Origin of the sequence: Bradyrhizobium sp. 134 (assembly GCF_023074155.1) — a bacterium.
GTDB lineage: Bacteria > Pseudomonadota > Alphaproteobacteria > Rhizobiales > Xanthobacteraceae > Bradyrhizobium.
The window spans coordinates 216649-229288 of the sequence record NZ_JADPKX010000026.1 but is presented as its reverse complement, the minus strand read 5'-3'; the positions used below and the strand labels follow the sequence as shown (position 1 = coordinate 229288).

Genomic DNA, 12640 nt, shown 5'->3' with positions numbered 1-12640 from the left:
CGAGCGGGTGCCGAACAGCGGCAGGAATTGCTTGGGGCGCACCTCGCGCGAAGCCGGCCACAGCCGCGTTCCGGCACCGCCGCACATGATCAGGGGGATGATTTTTTGGGACACGTGTGAGCTACTCAAGAGAGGGACTTATACGCGGTGATAATTTCGATACCATTCGACAAAGCGGCCCAAGCCATCCGCCAGCGGCGTCGAGGGCGTGAAGCCGACGTCGCGTTGCAGGGCCGAAATGTCGGCACGCGTCTCGAGGACGTCGCCAGCCTGCATCGGCAAAAGCGTGCGGATCGCAGGCTTGCCGATGATCTTCTCCAGTGTCTCGACGAACTCGATCAAGTTGACCGAGCAATTGTTGCCGATGTTGTAGACACGATACGGCGCATAGCTCGACGAGTTTTCCGGCTGCTCGGCGTTCCACGCGGGATTCGGCATCGCGGGACGATCGAGGGTGCGGATCACGCCCTCGACGATGTCGTCGACATAGGTGAAATCGCGCCACATATTTCCATGATTGAAAAGCTTGATCGGCTCACCCGCAAAGATCGCGCGCGTGAAGAGCCAAGCGGCCATGTCGGGCCGGCCCCATGGACCATAGACAGTGAAGAAGCGAAGACCGGTCACCGGCAGCTTGTGAACATGTGCGAACGTGTGCGCCATCAGCTCGTTGGCCTTCTTGCTCGCGGCATAGAGGCTGACCGGATGATTGACCGAATGCTCGGTCGAGTAGGGCAAGGTGCGATTGGCGCCGTACACTGAGCTCGACGAGGCGTAGACGAGATGCGCCAGGCCGTGGCGCCGGCCGGCCTCGAGCACTGTGACGAAGCCATCACAATTGGCGCGGATGCTGGTGATGGGATCGTCGATCGACGCGCGCACGCCGGGCTGCGCCGCAAGGTGCACCACGCGGTCGGGCGAGACCTCGTCGAACACGCGCGTCACCGCAGCGAAATCTGCAAGATCGATCTCGTGGAATGTGAAGGCATCATGCTTGAGCGTCTCGAGGCGAGCGCGCTTGAGCGCCGGATCATAGTAAGGGGTTACTGCGTCGATGCCGACAACTCGTTCCCCGCGCGCAAGCAAGCGCTCACAGACATGCATGCCGATGAAGCCGGCAGCGCCGGTAACCACCACGGGGGCCAAAATAAACTCCGTTGTTCGTCCTCATATACCGCATTGCCAGACTGAACCGGTAGAGGCAAGGGTTCAGCATTGGAGAACATCCCCCTCGCATCGGCAAGCTTAATGCCGGGCGCTTCGGATGTCAGCCATCCCAAGTTAACCAGACGGGGGCGTCCTTTGCCTGTCGACGCAACATCAGACGCGCGTCCACAAAGGCTCCCGCCTGCCCGCCAAGCCTTTTAACAAATGTTCCTGGGGAGCACCGAACGAACAGCGCGATCATGCCATCGATGTCGTCATAATTCCGTGCCTTCAGGCTGCTTCTTTCCGTGCTCACATTTGGTCCGAAAGCACAGATCGCGATCACGCTTTGTGGCATCGACAACCCGAACGGCACAAAATTGAAGCTTTTCATCAACGGCCGCTTTCTCTCGCAAAAGCTGACTGGCGTTCAGCGTTATGCCGCCGAACTGGTCAAAGCGATCGATGCCCTGCTTGCGTCCGACCAATCGCCCGCTGCCCTCAGAGGAGCCGAGTGGCAATTGCTCGTGCCCAACGAGACGAGCGAAGCGATCAATCTCACCCGCATCAAGATCCGCAAGATAGGACGGTTGAGCGGACATGCCTGGGATCAGATTGAACTTGCGCGCGCCGCCGCTGGAGGTCGCCTGATCAGTCTGGCCAATGCCGGACCTGTCTTTCATCGCGATCATATCGTCGTCATCCACGACGCACAGGTCTTCCGCCGACCCGATTTCTTCAATTGGCGCTACTTGGCCGTCCACCGAACGATGGGTCGCCTGCTTGCACGCCGGGCCACGATCGCGACCGTATCGGCCTTTTCTCGCAATGAATTGGCTGCGATGCTTGGCCTTTCGAAAACGGACATTCCGATATTCCCCAACAGCGCGGAGCATTTCGCGTCCACAAAGCCTGACCCCGGCATCCTCGACCGACTAGGGCTTCAACCGGGAAAATATTTTCTCTTTGTCGGCTCCAGAACCAAGAACAAGAATCTCGCCGTTGCAATCGAGGCCGCGCGGCTGCTCGAACGAAAAGACGTTCCGCTCGTCATTGTTGGCGGAGATAACAGCAAGGTATTTCAAGACAATCTGGGCGAGAGCGAATCGGGCCTGCTTCTCGCAGGACGCCTGGCGGACGGGGAGATTGCAGCTCTCTATGCGCACGCTCTGGCGTTTGTCTTTCCCTCTCTATACGAGGGCTTTGGTGTCCCGCCACTGGAAGCCATGATCTTCGGCTGTCCGGTCATCGCCTCCACCGCTGACGCGGTGATGGAAACGTGCGGCGAAGCAGCTGCTTATTTTTCCGCCAACGATGCTCGAGCGCTGCAACAGCTTATGCTCGAAAGGTTGGCAGTTGGCGCAATCTCTGATCAGGAGCGCAGAAAGCAACAGGATCGTCTTGCATTATATTCGTGGCAAGACTCGGCGCGAGCATTGCTTGGTTTTCTCGCATCGCGAGCATAGCGAGGCGCCGCCGGTTTGGCGGAAGCGCTCAGATTTTGCGCGCAGTTGCTTGAGCACGACGCCGACGGCGGCTCGGCATCCAACGAGTTCCATGCGCACGTTCGACTTCGAAGGATGCGAGCTTCAACATCGCGGCGCAACAACACCACACCGCTGCCTAAATCTCGCTATGGATTGGATGGATTGTGATCGCATCCGTTGATGCTCAATTAAGGATGCGCCATGTCGATCTTCCCAACTCAATCCTCCGCAAGGCAGGCGGTGAAGGTGCTGCATGTCGCGGAAACCATCCGGGGTGGGATAGCGAGCTACCTGAACGAATTGCATCCGCAGCAGCAAGCGAGCTTCGGCGCGGAGAACGTGCACTATGTTGTGCCATCGGATCATCGCCACGACCTCGTTGGAATCGATGACAGCCAGATCACAACCTTCGACAGATCGGGCCGCAGCATCGCCGGACTGTTTCAGATGCTGCGGGCGAGCATGCAGGCGCTCGACGCCTTCAAGCCTGACGTCATGCATCTCCATTCGTCGTTTGCCGGACTCGTCCTCAGGCCCGCGTTGGCCGCTCGTTCTGAAGGTCCGCGCGTCGTCTATTGCCCGCATGGCTGGGCATTCTCGCGAGAGACCGGCCGCCTGAGCCATCTGGCGGCAAAAGCTGCAGAGACTCTTCTGGCCCGCACGTCGGATCGTATCATCTGCATTTCCGGCGATGAATTCAATGAAGCGGTGCGGGCGGGAATTCCGACTGACCGTCTGACCCTGGTGCACAATGGCATCTCCAAGAGCCGCCCGCTGCCGCACGGCGTTGCAACGGATTGGACTTCAAAGAAGGCCAAGGTCCTTTTCATCGGTCGCCTTGATCGACAGAAGGGCTTCGATCTCCTGATCGAGGCCGCACGATCCCTCGAAGACGTCCTGGATGTTCGCATTGTAGGCGCCTCCGTCGTCAACAAATTCGACGGAGCTGCGGTTCCCGCCAACGTCTCGCTGCTAGGCTGGCTGGATCGTCAGCAAATCGAGACTCAGCTGGAGGCGGCCGATCTCGTCGTCATCCCGTCACGATGGGAGGCCTTCGGCCTCGTCGCTCTGGAAGCGATGCGCGCGGCCAAGCCCATCCTGGCGTTCCACAGCGGAGCGCTCCCTGAAATCGTCGTTGACGGCGTCACCGGCGTGCTTTGCGAACCTGTCGCCGTTCAACCTCTCATCGACGGCTTCCGACGGATGCTCGATCTGGATCTCAAGGTCCTGGGTCAACGCGGCTACGATCGCTTCAAGCAGTTTTATGACGTCCAGAAGACACACCGCCAGTTGCATCAGGTCTATGTCGAACTCCTCGACGACAGCAAGAGCGGAGTCGAGCAGAACGTGGCGCTGCAATCGGACCTCTCGAAGCCTTTTTGAGGTGAGTTGCGGCAGGCGAGACATGATGACGAGTATGATCCAGGCGATGGCAGGCCACCGCACCTTGGGTCGCAACGGGCTGCTCTGGATCGCGAGCGTCATCGCGTCTGTTTCTCTGTCGGTCCCGGTATGCGCTCAACAGGCTCAAACGCTTGAGAGCAGATTCCTGTTGGGTATCGGCACCCATCAGGGACTGGGAGGGCCGGTCAGTTCGCGAGGCTACGTGCCCTCCGTGAACGTCGGTCAGATCAAGCAATTGGGCTTCAACGCCTTCCGCGACGATTTTCCCTGGTCTGATTTCGAATTGCCTGGCCGCCGGATGGGCTTCACGCCACGGTTGGGCAGGCTCGACGCGCAGGTTCAGTCCGGCATCGCCCGGCCGCTCCTCATCCTTGCATTCGGTCATCACCTCGTGCCGAACTCGTCACCCCCGACGACGGACGAAGCCCGGCAGCGGTTCGCGGACTATGCGGCGGCGGCAGCGCGATCGGTAGCGCCGCAGCGCCCGATCTTCGAACTCTGGAACGAGTGGAATCTGGCAGCGAAGAAAGACGCTGCATTCTCGGCCGAGAATTACCTGGCCCTCGCCAAGGCAGCACGGCCGGCGGTCAAGCAGGCGGTGCCGAATGCGCCTTTCGTCGTCGGCGCGATCGGCGACGATCCCGGCTGGACGTGGACGGAGAAGATGCTGCAAACCGGTATTCTTCAATACGCCGACGGCGCCTCGATTCATCTTTACAATTTCTGCATGGCGCCGTCGAAGCGCAATTCGACCGAGATTATCGACCGGCTCACTGCGTTCCATCGGCTGGTCGGCCAAGCGAGCGGCAATCCCGACTTCCCCATTTACGTGACCGAAACTGGCTGGACCACGGCTGCGAACAAATGCGGTGTCAGCGAGCAGGCCCAGGCCGACAACACGGCACAGCTCATCCTGTGGGCCTCGACAGCGGCGCGCTGGCTCAAGGGGATGTGGATTTATGAGCTCAAGAACAGTGGCCAGAATCCAGCCGAGCTGGAGGACAATTTTGGCGTCTACGGTTTCGACAATTCGCCCAAACCCGTAGCCTGCGCGGCGCGTGGCGCCTGGGCATTCATCCGCTCCACCCTAACCGCGGAACGTAGGAGCCTTGCCACCGGGGTGATGTCGATCGGAGCATCCTCGACCACCGGCGGCAAAGTCGCGGTCTGGTCCGAAGATCCGGATCGACGCTACGAGGTCCGGATCAGAGGCGATCTGCCGGGTGCGACTTTCGCGGCGCCCTGCGATGCAACCGCAAGGCCTGCCTCCGGGATCTGGCTGCCGGTTTCGAGCACGCCGGTCCTGATCGCCGCCAATAATGACGCCATTCCCGCACTGGATATACGGCCGGCACGGTAATCGGATCGGCACAAAGAGGTTGACGCGATGAAGATCCTTTTGACATCCACACTTTATCCGACCCCGCAGGCACCGAAGATCGTCGGCGGAGCAGAGATCTTCGCGCGGAGATTCGCCGAGGGCCTGGCTCAGCGCGGCGACGAGGTCGAGGTGGTGCGCGCCGCATCCGCACCCGAGCAGGGGCGTGAATTATGCAACGGTATCAACGTCTATTCCGCACCGGTGCAAAACGTCTATGCGCCGTTCACGGAGCAAAAGACCGTCGTGAAACGGAGCATCTGGCATGCGATCGACGATTGGCAGATCCAGGCCCCGATGATCGCGGAGCGCATTCGCGCCTTCAAGCCGGACGTGCTGCATTCCAATAATTTATCGGGCCTGACCACGGCGATCTGGCGGGTAGCCGCCAAGCTCGGAGTTCCGGTCCTGCACACGCTTCATGACTACTATCTGACGTGTCCACGCTGCTCCCGCTTCGACAAGGGCCACTCCTGCGAACGCACCTGTACGAGCTGTGGGATCCTGACGTACCACCGCAAGCGGGCGACGCATTGGCTCGATGCCGTGGTCGGCGTCAGCGAGCGCGTCCTTTCCATTCACACCGATATGGGCATGTTTGCCGAAACGCCCATCCGCACCGTCATCCGCAATGCCTCGACCGAGCCGCCGCGCTCACCCTACCCGCGGCCTGTCTGCACGACGGAAGTGACGTTCGGCTTCATCGGACGGATCACTGAGGAGAAGGGCATCGACAATCTCATGCGAGCGCTTGCCATGCTGCCGCCTGATCGGATCCGGATGATGATTGCCGGCCGCTTGAGCGATCAGGAGCAACAGCGCCTGAGAGCACTGGCGCCGCATGCGCGGGTCGAATTCATGGGATTCGTATCTCCCGATGAATTCTACAGGCAAGTCGACGTCGTGGTCGCGCCGTCCATCTGGCACGATCCCGGCCCGCTCGTCGTCGCGGATGCCAAGGCGGCGGGCAGGCCGCTGCTCGGTACGCACTTTGGCGGCATGCCGGAGGCGATCGAGCATGGCATGACGGGGTGGTTGACCCAAGCGGATCCACAATCCCTGGCCAGGAGCATGCGGGAAATCGCCGCGGATCCGCACAAGATCGACGAGATCAGCCGGCGGCTTATCGCGGACACGAACAAGTGGATCTTTTCCGACGTATTGTCGTCGTACAAGAACCTGTATGAACAACTGCGTCAGCAACGGATGTCGTCGGTGCGTCCAGCAATAGCCGGGGCGCCGCATGCGCATGCGGTGGCAAAGAGTAGCTTCATTCCGAGATGACACGTCTCTTCGCGATCGCCGGCTACGTTTACCAAAGCGCAGCAGCGATCATCCTGATCTTTGTGATCAGTCACCTGTTGCCTGCCGCCGACTACACCAATTATTCCCTCGCAATGGCCTCGAGCCAGTTGCTCTGCGTCCTCATGTTCGAGTGGCTGCAGCTCGCGGGGCTGCGCTTTCTTGCGGCCGCCAAGGAGAGCGAGGCTGCTCGACTGAGATCGTCGCTCTTTGCGGCGGCGCTCATGAGCGCCGGCGCGCTCGTTGCCGTCGGGAGCTGCGCCTCCTTGATCAGCGGCCTCACGCCACGGCTGGTCGTCCTCGGCCTGAGCGTGGCCGTTCTTCAGGGCTCGACCGATTTGTATTTCTTGTCGGTACGTCTGTCGAACCGGCTGGGGACCGCCTCCTGCCTTCTTGCCCTGCGTGCGACAGCTCTTCTGTGCGGGGCCGTCGCGGGCGGAATGATCTCAGGCACAGCCGAAGCGACGCTGCTCGGCATCGCATTGGGTCACCTGCTTGGGCTCCTTGCCGGTCTCGTCGCATATCGCACGCCGCTTGATCGCGTGTCGCTGCGAACAATGCTGGCTGACTGGAAGGACTTCTCGCGTTACGGCATGCTTGCAGCCGGCGCGTCCGTGATCCATTTGTCCGTGCCGGTTCTGCTTCGTATCATCGTCGTCGGGCGACTCGGCGCCACGGGAGCCGGTGCGGGATTTTCCATTGCGCTCGACCTGCTGCAACGTCCCTTTTGGGTCCTCAATGCGGCGATCCACACCGTGAGCTATCCTGAAGTGGTCAATGATTTCGAGCACGGGAGCGCCACGACATCGAGACAATCGGCGCGGCACATGTTCGAGTTCATGATCTGCACGACCCTGGTCCTGCTGGGCGGGCTTGTCGCCTTCATTCCAGACGCGGCCCGCATCCTGGTCCCGCGGGAGAGCGTCGACGGCTTCCTGGCGACAGGGCCGGCGGTCGCTGCTTTCTACTTCCTCCATACCCACCTGCAGGCGACGATCGCGGTCGTTCCCCACCTGGAAAAGCTCGCAACCAGGCTCGTCCTCGTCGCTGCCGGGCAGCTTGCAATGGTTGCGGCGTTCTCCCTGGTTGCCGTCTGGGCCGGCCTGTCGCCGCAAGCAGCAGTCACCTGCGCCTCGATCGCCACGCTCGCAGCGATCTCGGCCGGGCTTGGCCCTACCCTCAGATTCGAGGCGTTCCCGCGCTGGCCCCTGGTGCTTCAGGCGCTCGCAGCCGCCATCCTGATCGCGTCGTTAAATCATGCGCCGAGCGAACCGGTGACGTGGCTTGCCGGAAAAATCGTCATCGCCGCAATCGTCACGGCTGCGGTCGGCTGGCGCGGAAACTTTCTCCTCATGGCCCGCCCAAGCTGATCTGTCGACCGGTTCCCGTCACAAATCCTCTTTGGAGCTGAGGCGACTGACACTCCGCTCGTGTTCGCGAAGTTCCTACCGTGGAACTCTCTACTTCGCCCCAAATGCGGCAAAGTGACTGGCAACCAATACGCGAATACTGAGTGGCTTGCTCGTACCGGCAAAATTCTACCAGCGCATCGGGTCGGCCTGACAGTTTCACCGCATCCACGCCCGAACTCACATGCATCATTGAAGCGCGACATGCGAATTTATTCAGCAGTGAAACTCTGCGAATTCTTGGAAGCGCCATGTTCAGGTCATGCTGCGTCGGCACGACATCGTTATTGTCTTGAATCAGAGTCGACCTGTTCCTGCGAGGAACTGCTGATCGCTCTCGATTTGTAGCTCCGATTTTTATCTGAAATTCACACTCGATCGAGAAGGTTGAACGCAAATCCCTGCGAGCAATTTCGTTCGCGTAGAAATTCGAGTGTGAAATGTCGTCAGATCAAACCATCCTCTCCGCAAGCGGCTTCATCAACTCCATCGGCGTCAACACGCATGCCGGCTTCGGGTGGACCGACTACAATAACCTCGCATTGATGGTCGATGACCTGAAGTATCTCGGCGTCACCCATCTCCGCGACGCGATGGGCACCAGCCCGGCGGCACAACCGGTCGTTGAAGGGCTGGCGGCTGCCGGCTACAAATTCGACTTCCTGGTGTCCTCCGCCCTACCCCAGCTGGGCACGGCCGGCCTTCAGAAGTATATCGTTTCGCTCGAGAAGTTCGTGGCGAGCCATCCGGGCAGCATCAGCGCCATCGAGGGGCTCAACGAGGCCAATCACCAGCCCTTCAGCTACAATGGCAGCTCAAGCCTTAACGCCGCGGGCCAGTTCCAAAGCGCACTCTATCAGGCGGTCAAGGCAGACGGCACGCTTTCCAGCATTCCCGTATTCAATCTGTCGCTCGCCTACAACGATCCCCAGGGCTACAGCCAGCTCGGCAACATGTCGGGCTCGGCCGATTTCGCCAATGCGCATGCCTATGTCAGCACCAGCTTGGCGACCAGCAGCTCACTTGCCGCCACGTTGAGCGCCGTCTCGACCGCGGCGCCGGGAAAGCCCGTCGTGATTACGGAGACCGGCTACACCACCCAGGCCAACACCCAATATCTCGGCGTCGACGAGACGGTGCAGGCCAAGTCGATCTTGAACACCCTGGTCGATGCCTACAAGGCTGGCGTGAGCGCGACCTATCTCTACGAGATGTTCGACCGCGACTCGTCCGCCAGCAACACCAATCCTGAAGCCAACTTCGGCTTATTCAACTCCGACGGAACGCCGAAGCTCGCCGCGACGGCAATTCACAACCTGACGAGCATTCTGGCCGATGATGGCAAGGGCGGCCTGCAGCCGACTAATCCATTGAACTACACGCTGAGCAACATGCCGGCCTCGGGCAACAGCATGGTGCTCGGCAAGAGCAATGGCGCCTACGAGCTGGTCGTTTGGGCGGAGCCGAAGCTCTGGAATGATGCGGCCGATGCCGAGATCTCCAATCCAACCCAGACGGTCACGGTGAATCTGGGTGGCATGCATCACTCGGTCAAGGTGTACGACACGCTGACCGGAACCACCGCGATCGCGAGCTACACGGACGTCAGCACCATTACGATTCCGGTCAGCGATCACCCGCTGATCATCGAGATCGACGCGCCTGCGACCACCCCGATTCCGCCGGACACCCGAACCAGTGTCAGCGGTACGGCTGCCGAGATCGTGCCGCAACTGTCCGACCTGAGCACGTCGACGGCGCTTAAAACCATCACGCTAACCGACTCGCATGTCCTGCCCGTCGCGTCGAAAGCGACGATGGACTATATGATCGCGCATTACGGCAGCGCACTGTCCAAGATCCAGGGCGGCCATTCCTTCTCGGTCACGAACTCGGCCGCGACCTGGAGCAGCACGAAAACCTATGACGCCAGCGGCAACCTCCTCTCGAAAGCGGACACCGGCCTGAACGCAAGCGGACTGCCTATTTCGACCACGATCGTCTACACCGACGGGTCCAAAGACGCGATCGGCTACACCGGTGGCGTAAAGACCACCTCCGTCCATTTCGCTACCGACGGAACCAAGACCACCGACACCTACAACACGACCGGCACGCTTCTCAGCGAAGTCTTGCAAAAGTCGGACGGCTATTATTCGACGACCATCTACACCAACGGCGTGAAGACCACGGTCTATGTCAAGAACGCCGACCACACCCAGGACAACTATACCTACAACATCAAGGGGCAGAGCTACACGAGCCAGGTCCAGCACCTCGATTCGACTGGCAAGGTCACTTCGGTGGTCCGCAGCCATGCCGACGGCTCGCTCGATTCGACACAGGTCTACAACAGCGACAGCAGTCGCGTGATCACCACCTATAGCGCCACGGGGGTCAAGCTGATCGAGACCGACTACCATGCCGATCGCAGCAAGGACGTCTGGACCTACAACATCAAGGGGCAGAACTATGCGACCGAGCACGACGTTTACGATACGACCGGCTTTCTCACGACCCTGACGCGCCTCCACACCGATGGCAGCCTGGCGTTCAAGCTGACGCAAACGACGGACGGTACCAAGACGACCGATTGGTACAATGCCGCCGGCGGCCTCACCAGCGAAGTCGTCCAAAAGGCCGACGGTTTCAGCTCGACGACGCTCTACAGCAACGGCGTCAAGACCAACGCCTATGTCAAGAATGCCGACGGCAGCCAGGACAATTACGCCTATGGCATCACCGGCCAGAGCTACAGCACACTGATCCAACACGTCGATCCATCCGGCAAGGTAACGGCCGTGACCCGCAAGCATGCGGACGGCACGCTCGACTATACGCAAGTCATCAACAACGACGGCAGCAGCGTCGTCACCAACTACAACGCAGCGGGAACGAGGACGAAGGAAACCGACTACAACGCCGATGGCAGCAAGGATATCTGGCTTCTCAACATAACCGGCCAGACCTACACGACCGAGCACGATATCTACGATGCGGCAGGCTTCCTCACCTCGCTGGTTCGCACGCACGCCGATGGCAGCCTGGCCTTCAAGCTGCAGCAGAGCAGCGACGGCACCAAAGTCTCGGACTGGTACGACGCCAGCGGCATTCTCACCAGTGAGGTCCTGGAAAAGACGAGCGGCTACAGCGCAACGACGATCTACACCAACGGCGTGAAGACCGCCGCCTACATCACCAATGCGGACCAGAGCCACGACAATTACAGCTACAACATTACAGGTCAGAGCTATACCACGCAGTACCAGCACCTCGACCCCTCCGGTGTCACAACCGAAGTCGTCCGCACGCACGCCGACGGGTCGCTCGACTACAGCCAGGTCGTCAATAGCGACGGCAGCAGCGTGGTGAGCAACTACAATGCCTCCGGCGTCAAGATGACGGAGACCGATTACCACGCCAACGGTTCGAAGGACGTCTTCCAGTTCAACATCGTGGGGCAGACCTACACGAACGAGCACGACAGCTACGATTCGACCGGCTTCCTCACCAACATCGTGCGCACCCACGCCGATAGCAGCCTCGCCTTCACGCTTGTCCAGAGCTCAGATGGGACCAAAACCTCGGACTGGTACGACGCCAAGGGCGTTCTGACCAGCGAGGTGACGACGAAGATCGACGGCTATAGCTCCACGACCGCCTACACCAACGGCGTCAAAACCGCCGCGTACATTACCAACGCCGATGGCACGTCGGACAATTGGAGCTACAACATCAAGGGGCAGTCCTACACCACACAGCATCAGCACCTCGATGCCTCCGGGCATATCGTCGAGCTTACCCGGACCCACGCCGATGGCACCCTGGACTATACCCAGGTCACCAACAACGACGGCAGCAAGCTGACCGACATCTACGACGGCTCCGGTTCCAAGACCCAGGAGATCGCCAACAATGCCGACGGTTCGAAGGACGTCTTCCTGTTCAACTTCAACGGACAGGCCGGCACGACGCAACACGAGAACTACAATTCGGCCAACGCACTCCAGTTCTTCGACGCCACCAAAACCGATGGCACGCACAACGTCACAGCGGTTGCCACCGGCGTGACGATCCAGGGCGGGGCCGGCAATGACCTGTTCTCGGCGGCGCCGAGCTCGACCACGATCGCCTACGATCACGGCCAAGACCAGATCGTCAACTTCCAGGCCGGCAACGCCGCCACTCACGACGTGCTCCAGATCTCGAAGCTCCTCGCCGCGGACTATAGCCATCTGCAAATCACGCAGTCCGGCGCGAACGCCCTGGTCACGCTTTCGGCCAGCGACTCGATCCTCCTGAAGAATGTCAACGTCGCCAGCCTGACGAGCCACGATTTCCTGTTCGTCTGACCACGGTGAATTGTCTGCAGGATCGCATCAACATCTCAGGCGTCGGGGCCAGCTCAGGCAAGTTCCGGCGCCGTTCAATAATTAGGCGGCTGCCTTGTCGCGAGGCATAAGCCGCATAATGGCTATTCGCCTGCCGTCGAACGCGGCCCAGCGAACTTGCGT

At 60.4% G+C, this 12640-nt stretch carries 8 protein-coding genes; 6 read left to right on the top strand and 2 right to left on the bottom strand.

The features are described 5' to 3' along the window. Both IVA75_RS09250 and IVA75_RS09245 read right to left on the bottom strand, forming a co-directional pair. A partial coding sequence (locus IVA75_RS09250; RefSeq protein WP_247282735.1) for a sugar phosphate nucleotidyltransferase occupies nucleotides 1-114 on the bottom strand: 114 nt, incomplete at its 3' end. Nucleotides 115-138: 24 nt separating this feature from the next. Beyond that, nucleotides 139-1146 carry an NAD-dependent epimerase/dehydratase family protein gene (locus IVA75_RS09245; RefSeq protein ID WP_247282726.1) on the bottom strand — a complete coding sequence of 336 codons (1008 nt, stop codon included), beginning with the start codon at nucleotides 1144-1146 and terminating at the stop codon, nucleotides 139-141. 380 nt (nucleotides 1147-1526) lie between these two features. Here IVA75_RS09245 and IVA75_RS09240 point away from each other — a divergent pair, with 380 nt between their 5' ends. The 6 genes from IVA75_RS09240 to IVA75_RS09215 all read left to right on the top strand — a co-directional run bounded on the left by IVA75_RS09240 (nucleotide 1527) and on the right by IVA75_RS09215 (nucleotide 12478). Continuing rightward, nucleotides 1527-2612: a glycosyltransferase family 1 protein gene (locus IVA75_RS09240; RefSeq protein ID WP_247282734.1), complete on the top strand. Its 1086-nt coding sequence runs from the start codon at nucleotides 1527-1529 to the stop codon at nucleotides 2610-2612. A 267-nt stretch (nucleotides 2613-2879) separates the two neighbouring features. Further along, on the top strand, nucleotides 2880-4016 hold the full coding sequence (locus IVA75_RS09235; RefSeq protein ID WP_247359011.1) for a glycosyltransferase: 1137 nt from the start codon (nucleotides 2880-2882) through the stop codon (nucleotides 4014-4016). A gap of 34 nt (nucleotides 4017-4050) precedes the next feature. Beyond that, the gene (locus IVA75_RS09230) at nucleotides 4051-5397 is read left to right on the top strand and encodes a glycoside hydrolase family 5 protein (RefSeq protein ID WP_247282724.1); all 1347 of its coding nucleotides are present in this window, start codon (nucleotides 4051-4053) and stop codon (nucleotides 5395-5397) included. A 27-nt stretch (nucleotides 5398-5424) separates the two neighbouring features. After that, nucleotides 5425-6699: a glycosyltransferase family 4 protein gene (locus tag IVA75_RS09225; RefSeq protein ID WP_247282723.1), complete on the top strand. Its 1275-nt coding sequence runs from the start codon at nucleotides 5425-5427 to the stop codon at nucleotides 6697-6699. Next, nucleotides 6696-8087 (top strand): hypothetical protein, encoded by a 1392-nt coding sequence (locus tag IVA75_RS09220; RefSeq protein WP_247282722.1) that lies wholly within the window; start codon nucleotides 6696-6698, stop codon nucleotides 8085-8087. Before IVA75_RS09225 ends, IVA75_RS09220 begins: the two co-directional genes overlap by 4 nt. A gap of 479 nt (nucleotides 8088-8566) precedes the next feature. Next, nucleotides 8567-12478, top strand: a complete 3912-nt coding sequence (locus IVA75_RS09215) for an RHS repeat protein (RefSeq protein WP_247282721.1) — start codon at nucleotides 8567-8569, stop codon at nucleotides 12476-12478. Nucleotides 12479-12640: the final 162 nt, after the last annotated feature.

Bases quoted from the DNA above. Each gene is read 5' to 3' on its own strand.
- IVA75_RS09230 (WP_247282724.1), top strand. From the start codon at position 4,051: ATGATCCAGGCGATGGCAGGCCACCGCACCTTGGGTCGCAACGGGCTG.
- IVA75_RS09225 (WP_247282723.1), top strand. From the start codon at position 5,425: ATGAAGATCCTTTTGACATCCACACTTTATCCGACCCCGCAGGCACCG.
- IVA75_RS09220 (WP_247282722.1), top strand. From the start codon at position 6,696: ATGACACGTCTCTTCGCGATCGCCGGCTACGTTTACCAAAGCGCAGCA.
- IVA75_RS09215 (WP_247282721.1), top strand. From the start codon at position 8,567: ATGTCGTCAGATCAAACCATCCTCTCCGCAAGCGGCTTCATCAACTCC.